Annotated in this window: 20 protein-coding genes; 7 read left to right on the top strand and 13 right to left on the bottom strand. The window is 56.0% G+C overall.

Going from position 1 to position 17688, the window contains the following annotated elements; all coding sequences use genetic code 11:
- Positions 1 to 151: 151 nt before the first annotated feature.
- The 4 genes from rplT to pyk all read right to left on the bottom strand — a co-directional run bounded on the left by rplT (position 152) and on the right by pyk (position 2519).
- Complete coding sequence (gene rplT / locus AAC636_RS00755; RefSeq protein ID WP_317657149.1) at positions 152 to 511, bottom strand: 50S ribosomal protein L20; 360 nt, start codon at positions 509 to 511, stop codon at positions 152 to 154.
- Positions 512 to 523: 12 nt separating this feature from the next.
- Positions 524 to 724: a 50S ribosomal protein L35 gene (gene rpmI / locus AAC636_RS00750; RefSeq protein WP_317657150.1), complete on the bottom strand. Its 201-nt coding sequence runs from the start codon at positions 722 to 724 to the stop codon at positions 524 to 526.
- A 112-nt stretch (positions 725 to 836) separates the two neighbouring features.
- Positions 837 to 1040 carry a hypothetical protein gene (locus tag AAC636_RS00745; RefSeq protein ID WP_340300019.1) on the bottom strand — a complete coding sequence of 68 codons (204 nt, stop codon included), beginning with the start codon at positions 1038 to 1040 and terminating at the stop codon, positions 837 to 839.
- A 30-nt stretch (positions 1041 to 1070) separates the two neighbouring features.
- The gene (pyk, locus tag AAC636_RS00740; RefSeq protein ID WP_340300018.1) at positions 1071 to 2519 is read right to left on the bottom strand and encodes a pyruvate kinase; all 1449 of its coding nucleotides are present in this window, start codon (positions 2517 to 2519) and stop codon (positions 1071 to 1073) included.
- A gap of 195 nt (positions 2520 to 2714) precedes the next feature.
- Between pyk and AAC636_RS00735 the strand changes: the two genes are divergently transcribed.
- Entirely contained in the window at positions 2715 to 3485 is a 771-nt protein-coding gene (locus AAC636_RS00735) for an N-formylglutamate amidohydrolase (RefSeq protein WP_340300017.1), read from the top strand.
- Positions 3486 to 3508: 23 nt separating this feature from the next.
- The gene (locus tag AAC636_RS00730) at positions 3509 to 3805 is read left to right on the top strand and encodes a DUF1244 domain-containing protein (protein WP_340262765.1); all 297 of its coding nucleotides are present in this window, start codon (positions 3509 to 3511) and stop codon (positions 3803 to 3805) included.
- On the opposite strand, the gene yaaA is transcribed toward AAC636_RS00730, so the two are convergent.
- From yaaA to AAC636_RS00705, 5 genes are read right to left on the bottom strand one after another with little or no spacing between them, the layout of a single operon-like run.
- The gene (yaaA, locus tag AAC636_RS00725; RefSeq protein ID WP_340262768.1) at positions 3802 to 4575 is read right to left on the bottom strand and encodes a peroxide stress protein YaaA; all 774 of its coding nucleotides are present in this window, start codon (positions 4573 to 4575) and stop codon (positions 3802 to 3804) included. The two genes, AAC636_RS00730 and yaaA, sit on opposite strands and share 4 nt — an antisense overlap.
- A gap of 52 nt (positions 4576 to 4627) precedes the next feature.
- Entirely contained in the window at positions 4628 to 6670 is a 2043-nt protein-coding gene (gene recQ, locus AAC636_RS00720) for a DNA helicase RecQ (protein ID WP_340300016.1), read from the bottom strand.
- A gap of 60 nt (positions 6671 to 6730) precedes the next feature.
- Positions 6731 to 7390 carry an HAD family hydrolase gene (locus AAC636_RS00715; RefSeq protein ID WP_340300015.1) on the bottom strand — a complete coding sequence of 220 codons (660 nt, stop codon included), beginning with the start codon at positions 7388 to 7390 and terminating at the stop codon, positions 6731 to 6733.
- The gene (rsmD, locus tag AAC636_RS00710; RefSeq protein ID WP_340300014.1) at positions 7360 to 7953 is read right to left on the bottom strand and encodes a 16S rRNA (guanine(966)-N(2))-methyltransferase RsmD; all 594 of its coding nucleotides are present in this window, start codon (positions 7951 to 7953) and stop codon (positions 7360 to 7362) included. The genes AAC636_RS00715 and rsmD overlap by 31 nt, the downstream gene beginning before the upstream one ends.
- Positions 7953 to 9161, bottom strand: a complete 1209-nt coding sequence (locus tag AAC636_RS00705) for an NAD(P)/FAD-dependent oxidoreductase (RefSeq protein WP_340300013.1) — start codon at positions 9159 to 9161, stop codon at positions 7953 to 7955. The genes rsmD and AAC636_RS00705 overlap by 1 nt, the downstream gene beginning before the upstream one ends.
- A 92-nt stretch (positions 9162 to 9253) precedes the next feature.
- Between AAC636_RS00705 and AAC636_RS00700 the strand changes: the two genes are divergently transcribed.
- Complete coding sequence (locus tag AAC636_RS00700; RefSeq protein ID WP_340262779.1) at positions 9254 to 9742, top strand: peroxiredoxin; 489 nt, start codon at positions 9254 to 9256, stop codon at positions 9740 to 9742.
- Between the two features lie 37 nt (positions 9743 to 9779).
- On the opposite strand, the gene AAC636_RS00695 is transcribed toward AAC636_RS00700, so the two are convergent.
- The 3 genes from AAC636_RS00695 to AAC636_RS00685 all read right to left on the bottom strand — a co-directional run bounded on the left by AAC636_RS00695 (position 9780) and on the right by AAC636_RS00685 (position 11819).
- Entirely contained in the window at positions 9780 to 10079 is a 300-nt protein-coding gene (locus AAC636_RS00695) for a 4a-hydroxytetrahydrobiopterin dehydratase (protein ID WP_340262782.1), read from the bottom strand.
- Entirely contained in the window at positions 10076 to 11263 is a 1188-nt protein-coding gene (locus AAC636_RS00690) for a GNAT family N-acetyltransferase (RefSeq protein ID WP_340300012.1), read from the bottom strand. Before AAC636_RS00690 ends, AAC636_RS00695 begins: the two co-directional genes overlap by 4 nt.
- A gap of 88 nt (positions 11264 to 11351) precedes the next feature.
- Positions 11352 to 11819: a RidA family protein gene (locus AAC636_RS00685; protein WP_340300011.1), complete on the bottom strand. Its 468-nt coding sequence runs from the start codon at positions 11817 to 11819 to the stop codon at positions 11352 to 11354.
- A 216-nt stretch (positions 11820 to 12035) separates the two neighbouring features.
- Between AAC636_RS00685 and AAC636_RS00680 the strand changes: the two genes are divergently transcribed.
- Both AAC636_RS00680 and AAC636_RS00675 read left to right on the top strand, forming a co-directional pair.
- Positions 12036 to 12872: an MlaA family lipoprotein gene (locus tag AAC636_RS00680; RefSeq protein WP_340300010.1), complete on the top strand. Its 837-nt coding sequence runs from the start codon at positions 12036 to 12038 to the stop codon at positions 12870 to 12872.
- Between the two features lie 14 nt (positions 12873 to 12886).
- Entirely contained in the window at positions 12887 to 13489 is a 603-nt protein-coding gene (locus AAC636_RS00675) for an MlaC/ttg2D family ABC transporter substrate-binding protein (RefSeq protein ID WP_340300009.1), read from the top strand.
- On the opposite strand, the gene AAC636_RS00670 is transcribed toward AAC636_RS00675, so the two are convergent.
- Entirely contained in the window at positions 13490 to 15664 is a 2175-nt protein-coding gene (locus tag AAC636_RS00670) for a transglycosylase domain-containing protein (RefSeq protein ID WP_340300008.1), read from the bottom strand. It abuts the gene before it with no gap.
- Positions 15665 to 15910: 246 nt separating this feature from the next.
- Here AAC636_RS00670 and AAC636_RS00665 point away from each other — a divergent pair, with 246 nt between their 5' ends.
- Together AAC636_RS00665 and AAC636_RS00660 are read left to right on the top strand one after the other, a co-directional pair.
- Positions 15911 to 16249: a P-II family nitrogen regulator gene (locus AAC636_RS00665; RefSeq protein WP_317657167.1), complete on the top strand. Its 339-nt coding sequence runs from the start codon at positions 15911 to 15913 to the stop codon at positions 16247 to 16249.
- Between the two features lie 31 nt (positions 16250 to 16280).
- Entirely contained in the window at positions 16281 to 17609 is a 1329-nt protein-coding gene (locus tag AAC636_RS00660) for an ammonium transporter (RefSeq protein WP_340300007.1), read from the top strand.
- Positions 17610 to 17688 lie beyond the last annotated feature (79 nt).

Below are 17688 nucleotides of genomic sequence, written 5' to 3'. Positions count from 1 at the left end.
TTGTCTCCGTAGAATTGCCGCTTGAGCTATCACAAGAACCCTCAAATGCAAGGCCTGCAACAGGGGCAACGGCTTTTGGCTGCGTGTTGAGCAAAGAAAAACCCCCGCCAAATCGTTGGCAGGGGCTTCACTGACCAAATTTTGGCGCAGATTAGAGCGCGGCTTTCGCCTGTGCAACAATCGCCCCAAACGCTTCTGGCTCATGCACAGCGAGATCAGCCAGAACCTTGCGGTCGACTTCAATCCCTGCTTTTGCAAGGCCATTGATGAAGCGCGAATAGCTCAGATCGGCGTCAAAGCTGCGCACGGCAGCGTTAATGCGCTGAATCCACAAAGCGCGGAATTGACGCTTACGCGCCTTGCGGTCGCGGGTTGCGTATTGGTTGGCTTTATCGACCGCCTGCGTTGCAGTGCGGAAGTTGCGCGAACGCGCGCCATAATAACCTTTTGCCGCGTCAAGAACCTTCTTGTGACGGCGATGGGTGACGGTACCACCTTTTGTGCGGGACATCTCAGCGCCTCCTTAACGAGCGTATGGCATGTAGGTTTTGACGATCTTCGCGTCAGGGGCCGACAATGTTGTCGTGCCGCGCGCGTCGCGGATGAACTTGGTTGTCCGCTTGATCATGCCGTGGCGCTTGCCAGCTTGGCCAGCTTTGACCTTGCCACTCGCCGTCATTTTGAAGCGCTTTTTGGCGCTCGACTTCGTCTTCATCTTGGGCATTTTCGTCTCCTTCTTAGGCAACGTTCAAGCGCGATTCGGCATGCCACTTTTGGCCGATCGCACCGTTGGAAAGCGCCGCTTACCCCCAAAACGGTGAAAGCGCAACCCCTCTTCAGCGGAGTATAAGTGCCGCCACCTCAACAAAACTTGCTGCAAATGGCGCCCATCCGATGGGAAGGCCGCCGAGGGTATAAACCGCAATCAGCATCGCCAGCCCTGCCCCCAAAACGCCCGCCGCGGTGACTTTTCGTTTGCGATTTGCCCAAGCTGAGATCACCGCAACCGCGCCGAACCCTGCACACAGTGTCCCCGTCACCAAAAGTAGGTTTGCAAGGGCCATTCAAATTTACTCAGGATCGGCAGAATAAATCAGCCGTTCATCACAAGGGGCGACCCGCAGAATATTTGTTGTGCCTTGCACGTTAAACGGCACGCCTGCGGTCACCACAATCTGATCCGTAGCCTCGGCAAACCCACCTTCACGCGCGGCGCGCGCGGCGCTGATGACGGCGCCTTTGAACCGCTCGACCTTTTCGGTCAGCACGCAGGTTGTTCCCCATGTCAAACACATCCGCCGCGCCACGCGTAAGACGGGCGTCAGGCCAATCACGGGCACGCAAGGCCGCTCGCGCGCCACAAGGGCGGCGGTGGTGCCTGATTGGGTGAAGCAGCAAATCGCTTTGATGTTGGTGGTTTCGGCGATTTCCCGCGCGGCCACCACGATTGCATCCGCAACACTGGCGCGGTTCACACGGCGGGACGCGTCAATAACTTCGCGATAGGTCTGATCACTTTCCACTTCGTGCGCGACCGCGTCCATCGTGCGCACGGCCTCAATCGGATATTGGCCCGCCGCTGATTCAGCGCTGAGCATGACAGCATCCGCACCCTCATAAATCGCGGTTGCCACATCCGAGACTTCGGCGCGGGTTGGCACGGGGCTTTCGATCATGGATTCAAGCATCTGGGTTGCCACAATCACCGGCTTGGCCGCAGAGCGGCATTTGCGCACCAGACGTTTTTGGATGGGCGGCACGTTTTGCACTGGCAATTCCACGCCCAAATCCCCGCGTGCCACCATGATCCCATCTGAAGCGGCAAGGATTTCATCAAACGCCTTCACGGCCGCGGGCTTTTCAATTTTCGACAAGATCGCCGCACGGCCCTTCGCCAATCCACGGGCCTCTTCAACGTCAGCGGCACGCTGCACAAAGGACAGCGCCAACCAATCCACCCCCAATTCGCAAGCAAATTCCAGATCACTGCGGTCTTTTGCCGAAAGCGCCGCCAAAGGCAGCACCACATCAGGCACGTTCACGCCCTTGCGGTTCGAAATTGTGCCTGCATTGAGCGCGACACAATCGGCAAAATCCTTGCCGCATTTGGTGACGCGCAGTTTAAGCTTGCCATCATTGACCAAAAGATGCGCGCCAACTTCCAAGGCTTCGAAAATTTCTGGATGGGGTAGACAAACGCGGGTCGCATCGCCCGGTGTTTTGTCGAGGTCAAAACGGAAGGCAGCCCCCTCTTCGAGATCTTGCGCGGCATCGTCCTCAAACACGCCGCAGCGTAGTTTTGGCCCTTGCAAATCGGCCAAGATTGCTATGGGGCGGCCTGTTTTTTCTTCGATACGGCGAATGATCGCATGGCGGGCGGCGATGTCGTCCTGCGTGCCATGACTCATATTAAGGCGGAACACATCCGCGCCTGCTTCAAACAGCGCCTCAATTGTCGCTTCGTCACTGGAGGCAGGCCCCAATGTCGCAACAATTTTCACATTCCGCATCCGTTTCATCCGATCTTCCCCTCTGGCCGCTCTCTTGGTTTGGTTCTGCTTTGCGCGAATGTTAGCGCTCACATCTTGCGCCTCTTATAGACGAAGCGCGAATAAGAGCAATCTATCTTCAATTCGAATTGATGACCTAGCCCTTTGTCAGTTCGATTGATATTCAACCCCAATCTGACAAACAAGTGTGAGCATTTCGTGACGATGGCTAAGTCAAACCTGCAAATATCGGATCCTGATTTTGTGCCTGTCACAGTCGAGGGGGAAATGCGTCCCTCTCGTTGGGTAATTTCGGTGGATCATGCGTCCAATACGGTGCCGCCTTGTGTCAACGGCGGTGATCTTCAAATCGCGCCCGAAGATATGGCGCGCCATATCGCCTATGATGTCGGTGCTTTGGGTGTCGCGCGCCATTTGGGTGTGCTGATAGATGCGCCCGTTGTCGCCTCGACTTTTTCACGTTTGGTGATTGATCCCAATCGGGGCGAGGATGATCCGACCTTGGTGATGAAACTGTATGATGGAACCATTATTCCGACCAATCGCCATGTGGACGAAGTTGAAGTTGAGCGCCGCTTGGCGAAGTTCCACCGCCCCTATCACAACGCTTTGGCCCAAGTGATTGCGGGGCGGCCCAATCCTGTGCTTTTGGCGGTGCATTCCTTTACCCCGAAATTCCGCGGTCGCGCCCTGCGCCCGTGGCAAGTTGGGGTGCTCTATGCACAAGACACGCGCTTGGCTGCGCCACTGCTTGATCTATTGCGTGGCGAAGCGGATCTTTGTGTGGGTGATAACCAACCCTATTCAGGGGCCTTGGGTGGGGATGCAATGGATCGCCATGGCCTACAGACAGGGCGACCCCATGTGTTGATTGAATTGCGCAATGATTTGATTGAACGCCCTGAGGATCAAAAAGCATGGGCCGTGCGATTGGCCCCTTTGCTTGACCAAGCCCTTCGGGATGCCCAAGTTTAGTGTAAGATAAAGGAGAGGGCAGAATGGATCAGCATACCCGCACCGAACTTGAAGCCGCCGCATTTCGCCGCCTGTTGGCGCATCTTGATAGCCGCAAAGATGTTCAGAATATTGATATGATGAACCTGACAGGGTTCTGCCGCAATTGCCTCTCGCGGTGGTATCAAGAAGCGGCTGAGGAACAGGGTCTTTCCATCGACAAAGAAACGGCCCGCGAAGCAATTTACGGAATGCCCTACGACGATTGGAAAGCGCAGTATCAATCCGATGCGAGCGCCGCGCAATTGGCTGATTTCGAAAAGAACAAACCCGCCGATTAAGCCGCCTTTGCAGCGGCCTCATCCCGCAGGAAAGTCGGCTTTTCTGCTGTGCTGAGCTCTGGCGCGAATTTATAGCCGCCAAGATCAAAATCCTTGAGGCCTTCAGGGTCGGTGATGCGGTTTTCAACAATAAACCGTGCCATTGCACCGCGTGCTTTTTTCGCGAAAAAACTCACAATTTTTGGCCCTGCGGGTTTGTCCTCCATGAAAACGGGGGTGATGACCTTCAGGGCGAGGCTGCTTTCATCCACCGCGCCGAAATATTCGACCGAGGCGCAGTTAACCAAATATGTGCTGCCAGTGGCTTGTGCCTGCTCGTTTAAGGCTTGTGCCAAACGATCGCCCCAATAGGCATAGAGGTTGGCCCCTTTGGCGTTTTTCATGCGGCTGCCCATCTCAAGGCGATAGGGCGCAATGGCGTCCAGCGGGCGCAGAACACCATAAAGCCCCGATAAAATTCGCAAATGGTCTTGGGCATAGCGCAAACCATCGTCAGAGAGGCTTTGCGCCTCTAGTCCCGTATAAGTGTCCCCTGCAAAAGCATAGATTGCGGGGCGCAGATCGGTTTCGGCCTCAAAATTCTGGAACCTCTCATGGTTCAGCTTTGCCAAATCGTCAGAGATGGACATCAGCTTTTTCAGATCAGCGGGTTTCAGTTTCTTAGCCACGGCCGCCAATTCGCGCGCGTTCGCGGCAAAGGCAGGTGTGGTTGTGGCTGCCTCTTGCGCAGCCCAATCAAGACGCTTTGCGGGGGAAATGACGACCAGCATATCAAACCTCCTGAACCAGAACTTGACCCTAACTTAGGCTTAGGTGCGGTGATTATCCACCCGTGCGCAAAATTTCGAGAAAAGCGTCACCAAATCGTGCGATACGCTTTTCATCCAGAATCCGCGACAGGCTCTGCGAATCTCGCGGACGCATTTGCGCAATTTTCGCGATTTGCGCAGCGGTGCAGCTTAAGGGTTTTTCGGTGTTATCTGCCCCGTAATAGAGCCCCGCCTGACACTCGAGCAATTGATCATAGAGATCAGCCCCTGCCTGTCCCGCCAATTTGCGGCGTGCAGGATGCAGCTTGGCGCTGCTTTCCCCTGTAATGATGGCCAGAAAATCTGTGCCATAGCGTTCCAGTTTAACCGCGCCTACGCCTGAGATGCGTGCCATAGCGTCAAGGTCTTGGGGCCGCGTTTGCGCCATTTCGATCAGGGTTTTGTCGGTGAAAATGACATAGGGTGGCACGCCGCCCGCCTCGGCCAATGCACGGCGCTTGGCCTTGAGGGCAGATAATAGGGGCGCATCATCCTCGGAAACGAGTGTTTTGACCTGTGGTTGGCGCGTTGTTTTTTGCACGGTATCGCGGCGCAGTGTGATGCCCTGTTCCCCGCGCAATATCGGTCGCGCGGCCTCAGTCATCCGCAAAGCGCCCATCCGTGTCGGGTCAGGGCGCACCAAATCATGGCCCATCATTTGCCGAAAAACGGCTGACCATCCCCGCGTATCAAATTCGCGCCCGACCCCAAATGTGGGCAAACTGTCATGGCCCCGCTCGCGCACTTTTTCGGTGGGATTGCCGACCAGAATATCGGTTAGATGGCCAACGCCGAAACTTTCGCCTGTGCGCAAAATTGCCGATAGCGCCTTTTGAACGGCCTCGCCCGCTTCGAATAACGCGGGCGGGGTTTGGCACAGATCGCAATTCTGGCAAGGCGCGCTATCTTCCCCAAAATAACGCAGCAAGACCTGCCTGCGGCAAGAAATAGCCTCAGCCAAACCCAAAAGCGCGTTCAGCCGTGCGTGATCTGCCGCTTTGCGGTCTGGCGGGGCAAGCCCCTCGTCAATTTGGGTGCGGCGAAATCGGATATCATCGGGGCCGTAAAGTGTGAGCGTATCCGCAGGTGCGCCATCGCGACCTGCGCGCCCAATTTCTTGGTAATAGCCTTCAATGGATTTGGGCAGATCGGCATGGGCCACCCAACGGATATCGGGTTTATCGACCCCCATTCCAAAGGCGATGGTGGCAACCACAACCAAACCATCCTCATTGGCGAAGCGGCTTTCAACGATGCGCCGATCTTCGGCCTCCATCCCGCCATGATAAAAGCAGGCATTGTGTCCCGCCTCGCGCATGGCTTGTGCCAAGGTTTCTGTCTTTGCGCGTGTGCCGCTATAGACAATGCCTGACTGTCCTTTGCGCGCTGCTGCAAAAGATAAGATTTGTTGACGTGGTTGATTTTTCACCTCGAAGGCAAGGCTCAAATTTGGCCTGTCAAAGCCGCGCAAAAAAGTTTGGGGGGCTTGGTCATCAAAGAGCCGCGTCACAATCTCGGCACGGGTTTCGGCATCCGCTGTCGCGGTGAAGGCAGCAAGCGGCACATCAAGGCTGCGCCTGAGAGCGCCAATTTTCAGATAATCAGGCCGAAAGTCATGGCCCCACTGGCTGACACAATGGGCCTCATCCACGGCAATCAAGCTGACATTCGATTTTGCCAAAACCCGCTCCATCCCGCCCGAGGCCAAGCGTTCTGGCGCGATATAGAGAAGTTTCAATTCGCCTTTGGACAGACTGTCCCAGACCGCATCGGTTTCTTCGGCCGTATTGCCTGAGGTGAGCGCGCCTGCATTGATCCCTGCCTCGCGCAAGCCCCGCACTTGGTCTCGCATCAATGCAATCAGGGGCGAAATGACCAAAGTGACGCCATCACGCATCAAGGCGGGCAACTGAAAGCAAAGGGATTTCCCCCCACCTGTCGGCATAATGGCAAGGACGTTTTCACCTTTGGCCACGGCCTCGACAATCTCCGCCTGTCCAAGGCGGAAACTTTGGAAGCCGAATACACGGGATAAAAGGGCCTCTGCGCTGCTCATGCCTGATTATTTTTTGCTGCTTTGGTCCTTCTGTCCCATATCGGGGCCAAAGGCACAAGGTTAAGGCAAGCGCAAAAGCGCAGGCAAATCCGCCATATCGTGGAACACATAGGCCCCTTCCGCAGCAAGGCGCGCGCCGTCATCATGTTCCGCATAGCCAAAGCAGGGAATATGCGCCCGCGCGGCCGCTTTTGCGCCTGTGGGGCTGTCTTCGATCACTGCGGCATGGGCGGCATCGCCCCCCATTTTCTCAGCCGCAATCAAAAACAAGCGCGGATCAGGTTTGGCCACGCCAAGCGTATGGGCCGAAAAGCGATTGCCCTCAAAGCGGCGCGCAAGCCCCGTTGCGCCAAGGGTGATCTTCATCTTTTCCTCACTGCCATTTGAGGCCACACAATAGGGAATATCTGCCGCCTCTAGCCGATCAAGCACGGCTTCGATTCCGCGAACGGATGGCAGGCCTTGGCGCAGGCGCGCGTAAATATCGCCGTAAATCTCATCAATCCAATTTTTGGGCAAGTCAGCCCCCAATTCGCGCGCGCGGGTCTCTACCCCCCGCATCGTGCCGCCCACAAAAAGCGTCATGCAATCGGCAAGGGACACCTGCAAACCATAACGCGCCAGATTGTCGACCAAGATTTGGTTCGTGATTGGCTCACTATCCACCAAGACGCCATCGCAGTCGAAAATCACAAGATGAGGGGCAGCAGAGAGGGACATGATTTAATTCTTTGGGCTAGGGTAATCAGCGTGCCACCATAGCTGCGCTGATCAAGAAGGGTGAATTCTGGTGGCAAAACAGGGGGGGTGCTTTCCTCCCAAACCACAATGGCCTCGGGCGCGATCCAACCGCCCGACAGGGCTGCGGCAAGGGCTTCTTCACCCATGGATTTTCCATAGGGCGGATCAAGGAAGATAAGGGTCGAGGGGGGCAATGCCGCGCGCCCCAGTTTCAGCGCATCCATTCGGTGAAGGTGGGTGGTCGCTTCGGCGCGGCAGGCAGTGACATTCTCGCGCAGAATGGCGTTTGATTTTGCGCCATTTTCCACAAATTGCACATAGCTTGCACCGCGACTATGCGCCTCCAACCCCAAGGCGCCCGTCCCCGCAAAAAGATCAAGGACGCGGGCCTCCGACACAAGATTTCCGCGCGCCCCGTTGATCAAAAGATTGAACAGGCTTTCGCGGACGCGGTCAGAGGTCGGTCGCAAATGTGCGGCCAGATCACCCGCGCCAAGCTCGGCCAATTTCTTGCCGCGCAATGTCCCGCCAATAATCCGCATCAGCGCAGGAGCGATTTTATATCGCCGCTTGTATCTTGAATGGCTGCTGAATCGGGGCTTTTGCCCGCTTCAATCAATCGCTTGCCCACCATATAAGCGCGGGGGTCATTCATCGCGTCCACCGCCAAGAGCGTGTCGCCCTGATAATACCAATGCGAGCACGCACCCTCGCCATTGTCGCGAATGACAATGCGATCATAGCCCGTGTTCAATCCTGCAATTTGCAGTTTCGTGTCATATTGATCCGACCAGAACCAAGGCTTTGGGACATAAGGTGTTGCGGCCCCAAGCATGTTACAGGCCACGGCCTCGGCCTGATCAATCGCGTTTTGCACCGATTCAAGGCGGATACGTTCCCCCCGATAGGGTAGGCTTGTGCAATCCCCAGCGGCCCAAATATGCGGAAGCGAGGTTGCCCCCATCTCGTCTGTTGCGATCCCCCGATCCAGCGCAACCCCTGCGGCTTCGGCCAGTTGGGTTTCAGGTATGATCCCGATGCCAACCAAAACCAAATCCGCCGCCAAAGTCTCGCCCGAGGTGAGATGCACCGCCTGCACCACATCGGTGCCACTGAGCCGATCAAGTCCCACGCCTTCGCGGATGGTGACACCATTGCCCTCATGCAAATCGCGGAAATAGGTGGCGGTTTCTTCACAAGCGACACGGCCCAAGATGCGTGGGGCGGCCTCGATCACGGTAACCTGCATCCCGCGCTTGGCGCAGACGGCGGCGGCCTCTAAACCGATATATCCGCCTCCGATAATCACAGCGCGTTTGCCGTCCTCCAATAGGGGCGCAAGCCTATCGGCATCATCCATGCTGCGCATGGTCAAGACATTACCCAAACCGCCCCCTTGTTCGGCACTAAGGCGGCGGGGTTCTGCACCCGTGGTAAAGGCAAGTTGGTCATAGGTGAAAACCGCCCCCTCAGCAGTGGTGATGCTTTGTGCTGCGGCATCAATTTTGGTGATGGTCTGGCCAAGATGCAGGCTGATGTTCTGATCGGCGTAGAAGGTTTCAGGGCGAAGAAAGAGGCGCTCTTTTGGGCTTTCTCCCAAAAGATAGGCCTTTGACAACGGCGGACGCTGATACGGAGGCACGCGCTCACGGCCAAAGAGCGCAATTTCTCCCTCATACCCTTCGCTGCGCAGTTTCGCGGCAAGCGCCGCCCCTGCCTGCCCGGCCCCGATAATTGCAATCCCTGCCATTTACGCGCCCTTCATCAGATTTGGTCTGGCGTTGTTTTGACTTCACCCTATAAAGTTACGTAGAAATTTTACAAGCGAAGGACGCCTAAAAAATGTCGATCACCGTTGGCTCTAAACTACCACCAGCAACCCTTCTGCAAATTGGTGGAAATGGTCCTGAAACTATCGCTTTGACCGATAAACTGGTGGATCGAAAAGTTGTGATCTTCGGTCTGCCTGGCGCATATACTGGCACCTGTACCTCTGCCCATGTGCCGAGCTTTATTCGCACTAAGGCAGAATTTGATAAAAAAGGTGTGGACGAGATCATCTGCATCTCTGTGAATGATCCTTTCGTGGTCAAAGCATGGGCAGAGACAACCGGGGCAAAGGCCGCAGGTTTGACAATGCTTGCTGATCCAGCAGCAACATTTACCAAATCAGTCGGTATGAATTTTACTGCTGAACCTGTGGGCTTTTACGACCGCTCAAAACGTTATGCGCTTTATGCGGAAGACGGCATCGTGAAAGTATTTCATCCCGAAGAAAGCCCTGGCACCTGCGAAATCTCAGGTGGCGAAGCCCTTTTGGCGGCGATCTAAAAGACAAGCGCGCCCTGCCTCGCGTTGGGCAGGGCGTTCAGCTTGCAAGGCGATCCATGGCGCGGGCCAATTTGATATCCAAACCTGTCAGGCCGCCTGCATCATGGGTGGACAGAACCACTTCGACACGGTTGTAAACGTTGAACCATTCGGGGTGATGATCCAGTTTCTCCGCCTGTAGCGCAGCGCGGGTCATCCAACCGAAAGCGGCAATAAAATTGGAAAATTGATAGGTTTTCGCGATTGCATCGCGGTTATCCACAAGTGACCATCCGTTTTCTATAAGGCTAGCCAGATCACTATCGCGCTCGGCTTGGGTCAGTTTTGCAATGCTCATTCCTGTTCCTCCACGGCTGTTTTCCGAAACGGGCCATAGCTGGTGAGGATCTCGATCTCCTCCTCCATCGCGCGGGCCTCGGCCTTGAGATATTCCGCCACAGCGCGCGAAAAACTGGGCTCGCGCATCGCATGCAGCGAATAGGTTTCAACGGGCAGATATCCGCGCGCCAGTTTATGCCCGCCCTGTGCACCCGCCTCGACCCGTGACAGACCTTGCGCAATTGCCCAGTCAATCGCCTGATAATAGCACAGCTCAAAATGAAGGCAGGGATGGTCTTCGACACAGCCCCAATAGCGGCCATAAAGCGTCTCGCGTCCGATGAAATTCAGCGCCCCCGCCACGGGCTGCCCCGCGCGCATGGCAAGGGCCAACAGCATATCGTCACGCAGGGTTTCATGGGCGATATCGAAAAAGCGCCGTGTTAGATAGGGCTGCCCCCATTTGCGCGCTCCCGTGTCTTGGTAAAATTCCCAGAATGCATTCCAGTGATGCGGTTCGATCTGATCACCCGTCAAAAGCACAATCTCGCCCCCAAAATTCTGTGCTTCTGCCCGTTCTTTGCGGATGTTCTTACGCTTGCGCGAGGAGAGCGCGGAAAGAAAATCATCGAAGGTTTGATAGCCCTGATTGTGCCAATGAAATTGCTGGGTCTTGCGTGGCAGGAGGGTTGCATCGGCATGGGCGGCCACCTCGTCCTTGGTGCAAAAGGTGATATGAAGCGAAGATAGGTGGTGATCTTCCATCACCGAAAGCGCACCCGTGATCAGCGCGCGATCCCCAACACCTTCTGCTTCTGGGGCGACAAGCAATCTCCGACCTGTGGCGGGGGTAAAAGGCACGGCGATTTGCAGCTTGGGGTAATAGCGTCCACCCGCCCGCATATAGGCATCGGCAAAGGCATGGTCGAAGATATATTCGCCTTGGCTGTGCGACTTGGCATAGATCGGCGCGCAGGCGATGATTTTTCCCTCAGATTTGACGCTGAGATAGAGCGGCTGCCATCCTGTACCCGTCCCAACGGAGCCGCTATCTTCAAGCGCCGCAAGAAATCTGTGGGTTGTAAAAGGGTCGAGGGGCCTGCCTCCATCGCGCGCTTCTGGGCAGGCGCAACGATCCCAATCTTCGGCATCAATTGCGCTGATCCGATCATGCGTTTCGATGGTGAGATTGTCGTTGCTCATTGCGCGCGCTGTGACCCTGTTGTCAGAGTATGAGATGTGGCGCATGGCCCGCGTGGGTCAAGGCAGACCCGCGCAGCACGAGTCCGCTTTAGGCGGAGATTTCGAAAATCGCTTCGATTTCAACCGCCACATTCAACGGCAAAGCCGCAGCGGAAACCGCAGAGCGGGCATGACGCCCTGCATCCCCCAAGGCCTCAACCAGAAAATCCGAGGCGCCATTTACGACTTTGGGCTGATCGGTGAAATCTGGGGTAGAGTTTACAAACCCCGTCAGTTTCACCACGCGGCGTAGACGCTGAAGATCACCGCCACAGGCCGCCTTAAGTTGGGCCAATAGGGCAATGGCGCAGCATTTGGCGGCAGCCGCGCCTTCGGTCACATCAAGATCGGCACCCAATTTGCCGGTAATCAGCGCGCCATCTTTCATCGAGATTTGGCCCGATACATAGACCATGTTGCCCGATTGCACGAATGGCACATAATTGGCGGCAGGGGCGGGCGCGTCTGGAAGGGTCACGCCCAGTTCGGCAAGACGGGCTTCGTAGGTTTGGCTCATTGCAGTATCCCTTGTGATAACATTGCTTTGACCCTACCGCTGCCACAGCCGCCGCCAATTGGCAATTGCGATGCATTTTAGTGCAGCTGCAAATAACTTGGCCAAATGGGCACACATTGGTGATTAAATCTAAAAAATATTGTTTCTGACCTTGGGCTGGTCAACAGGCAGCACTAATCTATTATCCTCATGATGCGACTCATAGGATTTTGGTAAGTGGCGGCTGTGAAGACCTTTACATCGCAAAAGCGGGGAGCAAGAGCTGTGCTTGCCGCAGGTCTTTTTGCCATTCTGGCAGGCTGCTCGACCGTGGGCGATGGTGCAGCAAGCCGCAGCGCAAATGATCCTTTGGAACCCGTTAATCGCGGAATGCACGCGGTTAACAAAGGTGTCGATACGGTTGTTTTACGCCCTGTTTCGATGGTCTATGGCACGGTTATCCCTGCGCCTGTGCGCACGGGTATCGGTAATATGGCCTCGAATTTGGGCGAGCCTTCGAATTTCGTGAATAATCTTCTTCAGGCCCGTTTTGATCAGGCGGCAACCAATGGGGCGCGGTTTTTGATCAACTCGACCATCGGCGTGGTCGGTCTGTTTGATGTCGCAACCCTAATGGGGATCGAGGGGCAACCCGCCGATTTCGGTGAGACCCTCCATGTTTGGGGCACGGGCGAGGGGGCGTATTTGGAATTGCCTTTGTTCGGCCCGTCAACCACACGGGATGCAACGGGGCTTATTGTTGACTTTGCTATTAATCCCTTGGGGCATCTCAGCCCCAGTGATGATGCCCTGTCTGCTGCGCGGCGGGTGCGCGTGGCTGACACTGTTGGCTTGCGCTACGCGTTGCGCGGCCCAATTGATACAGTGCTTTATGACAGCGCGGATAGCTATGCGCAGTCACGACTAATTTATCTGCAGAACAGACGGTTTGAGTTGAACGATTTCGCAAGTGGTGATTTGGAAACCGTGAGTGGCGAGGGGGAGGCTGCATCCGCATCTGACCCCCATGCTGATTCATATCTGGATCCCTACGCGGATCCTTATGCACAGTGAAAGGTGGCCGCGCTATGTTTGACCGTCCAAACCGCCGTGCTGTGTTGACAGCCTTGATTGCGGCCTCGTCCTTTGCGCTTTTCACAGCGCATATGGCGCAAGCCGCGATGACCGAGGGCGATGCGGCTGCATTGATCCAGACAGTCAGCGCCGATTTAAACGCCATTGCATCGGGCAGTGCCGCGGCTTCGCCCGCACAATTCGAGCGCATTTTGGATCGCTATGCGGATATGCCGATTATTGCCCAAACTGTCTTGGGGGTGGATTGGCGCAGTGCGTCAGATGCGCAGCGGCGCGGGTTCACACAGGCCTTGCGCGGGTACCTTGCCCGTAAATACGGCGCGCGTTTCCATGAATTTGAGGGCGGCTCAATCGAAGTGACGGGTGCGCGTCCGATCCGCAGCTTTTTCGAAGTGCGCTCCCGCGCGCGTCTTGCGGGGCAATCACCTGTTGAGGTAATTTGGCTTGTGTCTGATGGATCTGGGCAGCCGCGCATCTTTAATATCTTGATTGAAGGCATCGACCTTCGCAGCACCGAAGGCCAAGAAATGCGCTCGATTCTCGATGCCAATGGCGGCAGCATTGACGCCCTCATTGCGGCGCTCAACGCCAGCTGATTATTGGTCGCCGCGCCCCAAAAGTCCGCCCAAAACCTGCATCAAAATTTGCTCTGCGAGATCAGCCGCGCCGTCTAGGACTTGGCCTGTGCCCTCATTGGTGCTCAACACACGACTTGGCCCGCGGCTGCCTTCGGCGATTGGGTCAATCATTGGCAAAGGCGAGGCGGGTTGATTTGCTTGGATACGCTCCATTGTTTGGCGCCACAACTCAGCGGGTAATCCGCCGCCTGTGACACCTGTTAGAGGGCGGTTATCGTCATAACCCATCCAAACGCCTGCGACATAATCGGAGGTAAAGCCAATAAACCAAGCATCCCGCGCTGAGTTGGTGGTGCCCGTCTTTCCCGCCACTTCAACATCGGCAAGATTGGCCCGTTGCCCTGTGCCATTTTCGACCACTTGGTTCATCATATAGATCAATTGGCGCGCTGCATTATCCGTGATCACGCGCTCACGAATACCGCCTGTTTGGCCCATTAAGGGAGTGTCCTCCCCCATGAGGCGCAATTCCAACAAGCCATAAGGCGTAACCGCAGAGCCACCATTCAAAATACCTGCATAGGCGCCCGACATTTCCAAGAGGCTTGATTCAGAAGCCCCAAGCGCCAAGGCAGGGCCAGCCGCCAAATCGCTGTCTATGCCGAATTCACTGGCCACCTGCCGCACCAAATCGCGGCCCACCTGTTCAGACAAACGCACTGCAGCGGTGTTGAGCGAGGCTTGAAGCGCCTCGGTCAGGGTGACCTCGCCATAAAATTCCCCCGAGTAATTCTCAGGTGACCATGCGCCAGAGCCTGGAATGTTCAATGTCAGCGGCGCATCAAGAATAAGGTCGTCAAAACGCCATCCCAAATCCAGCGCGGTTGCGTAGACAAAGGGCTTGAACGCCGAGCCTGTCTGGCGCTGTGCCTGTGTTGCGCGGTTGAACAAACCTGCCCCCCGCAGATCGCGCCCCCCGACCATGGCACGCACAGCCCCATCGGCGCTCATCACAACAATTGCGGCTTGCGCCTCTGATCCTTCGCGGACTTGGTTGGTAAAGACATCATTGATTGCGTCTTCAGCGGCGCGCTGCATGGCGGGGTCAAAGGTGGTGCGCAGGATCACATCTTCTGTGGTGTCGCGTGTCAGAAAGCTTGGCCCTTCGGACATGATCCAATCGGCGAAATATCCCCCCATATTGTCGCGGGCTGCATCCGAAAGCGTGGCAGGGTTGGCTCGCGCGGCGGACAATCCAGAAGCCGTCAAATAATCTTCGCGCGCCATGAGGCCCAAAATCACATTGGCCCGCTCTTGCGCACGCTCCAAGTTGCGGGTGGGCGCGAAATAGGAAGGTGCCACCAAAAGCCCTGCCAACATTGCGGCTTGGGGTGCGTTAACTTCGGCGGCGGATATTCCAAAATACCGCTGCGCTGCCGCCTCAAACCCCCGAGTGCCCGCACCCAGATAGGCGCGATTGAAATAGATGCTCAGGATTTCATCTTTGCTGTAGCGCCACTCCATTGCGAGGGCGAAGGGCACTTCTTGCAGTTTACGGGCGATGGTTGTTTCGCGGCAATCCGCCTCATAGGCGGCTTCGCTGTCCCAGAGTTCTGGATCATAGGGTGTGCCCAAACACATCAGCTTGGCCACCTGCTGCGTGATGGTTGAGCCACCATGCCCCTGCAAGGGCCCGCGCCCCTCGCGCATATTAATGATCATTGCGCCCAAAATGCCGCGCGGGCTCACGCCAAAATGATTGTAAAAACGGCGATCTTCGGTTGCGACAACCGCATGCAAGAGGTGAGGGCTGACAGTGTCACGTGTGATTGCGCCGCCAAATTGCTCGCCGCGCCATGCGAAAACTTCGCCGTAGCGATCCAACATCGTCACGGAGCCGCGCGCGCGCGCGTCTAACAGGTCGGACACGGGGGGCAGCTTGCTGTAATAGTAGAAGGTGAAGCCAAATAGGATCAGCGCAAGGAAAAGCGCGCCACGCCACGCCACGGCAAACACCATACGCCCAATCCAACGGAAAAACCGCCCAAGCAGCGAATGATTGCCGCTTGGTTTTTTCTTCTTCTTGGAACTGCGCCGCGCAGGCCGAGCTGCACCGCTCCCACTGCGTAATGCAGAAGCGGAATTGCGGCGTGGGGCCACGAGGGGCCGTCTGCCTGAAGGGAGTTTGCTCATTTTGACCTGCCAATTTTCTACAAAATAGGCCTTTTCGACTCACTTGTGGAGGGGGGAGGGGCCAAAGAAGTCATAAATCATGTGATTAATAATTGGGCAGATACCAAAATTTGCGCAAAATTTTTGCATTTTTCCCGTTCCAGCCCCTTGGAAACCGCCCGTTTTATTGTCGCCACCCCCGTCTCACAGTGTTGTGAGAGCCGTGACGTCCTTAGGGGACAGCATCAACCGCAAGGGGTAAATGACGTGAAACTCATCATTGCAGCAATTAAACCGTTCAAGCTGGAAGAAGTGCGCGAGGCGCTCACTTCGATCGGCGTGCGCGGCATGATGGTGACCGAGATCAAAGGCTTTGGCTCGCAATCTGGTCATACTGAAATCTATCGCGGCGCGGAATATGCCGTGAACTTCGTGCCGAAAGTCAAACTGGAAATCGTGGTCGCTGATGGTCTTGCTGACCAGGTGGTCGACACCATCCACAAAACCGCCAAAACCGACAAAATCGGCGATGGCAAGATTTTCGTTCTGGACGTTGCGTCTTCGTTGCGCGTGCGCACGGGCGAAACAGGCGACGATGCGCTTTGAGCGCTCTTTCGACAAGAAGGACATCATTTCAATGAATACCAAATTCCTCTTTCCCATCGCCGCCGTGGCCGCTTCGGTCGCGCTGCCTTCGATGGGGCTTGCACAGGACGCCACCGTTGCTACGGGTGAACCTGCGCTTCACACATCTTATATTTTGACGACCCTTCTTTTCTTGATGGGTGGTTTCCTCGTGTTCTGGATGGCGGCAGGTTTCGCCATGTTGGAAGCGGGTCTGGTGCGTTCCAAGAATGTCACCATGCAGCTGACCAAAAATATCGCGCTCTTTTCTTTGGCTGCGATCATGTATTGGTTGGTTGGCTTTAACCTGATGTATCCAGGCGATGGTTGGAGCATCGGCGGTTGGCTTGGGGCCTTTGCGCCAACCTCACTTGAGCCTGTCGGCGTGTCCCCCGAAGATACCGCATTGGATTACGCATCTGTCGGTTCCGACTTCTTCTTTCAGTTGATGTTCTGCGCCACGACGGCTTCGATTGTTTCGGGCACATTGGCCGAGCGCATTAAACTATGGCCGTTTTTGGTCTTCGTTGTCGTGCTGACTGGCTTCATCTACCCGATTGAAGCATCTTGGCAGTGGGGCGGTGGCTGGTTGTCTGAACTTGGGTTCTCCGACTTCGCAGGCTCGACCCTTGTGCACGCAGCAGGTGGCTTTGCCGCACTAGCAGGTGCTATCGTCCTTGGCCCCCGTTTGGGCAAGTTCAAAGACGGCAAGACGAACCCAATGCCTGGTTCTAACCTTGCCTTGGCCACGCTCGGCACATTCATCCTGTGGTTGGGTTGGTTTGGCTTTAACGGTGGTTCGCAGTTGGCCATGGGCACTGTGGGTGACGTTGCGGATGTAAGCCGTATCTTCGCCAACACCAATATGGCCGCAGCAGCAGGTGCCGTTGCCGCCCTGATCCTGACACAGGTTCTATTTGGTAAGGTTGACTTGACCATGGTGCTTAACGGCGCTCTCGCAGGTCTGGTGTCGATCACTGCCGAGCCTCTCGCTCCGTCCTTGTTCGGCGCTCTGCTGACTGGTGCTGTGGGTGGTGTCATTGTGGTCTTTGCGGTGCCAATGCTCGACAAAATGAAGATCGACGATGTCGTGGGTGCAATCCCTGTTCACCTTGTAGCAGGTATCTGGGGCACACTTGCCGTTGCCTTCTACACAGGAAACTGGGGCGCGCAGATCATCGGTATCGCGGCAATCGGTGCCTTCGTCTTTGTAACCTCGCTGATCGTCTGGATCATCCTCAAAGGCATCATGGGTCTGCGCCCATCCGAGGAGGACGAGATCCGTGGCCTTGATGTGGCAGAGCTGGGCATGGAAGCCTATCCTGACTTCACCAAAGGCTGAGTAAAGAACGCTACCTCTGCCTGATCCTCCCTCCCTTCAGGCAGAGGCATACGAAAAAGGGCGCCCCATCAGGGCGCCC

It is taken from the genome of Roseobacter sp. HKCCD5988, from assembly GCF_037830355.1.
Taxonomy (GTDB): domain Bacteria; phylum Pseudomonadota; class Alphaproteobacteria; order Rhodobacterales; family Rhodobacteraceae; genus M30B80.
This window is presented reverse-complemented; position numbering and strand designations above follow the sequence as displayed.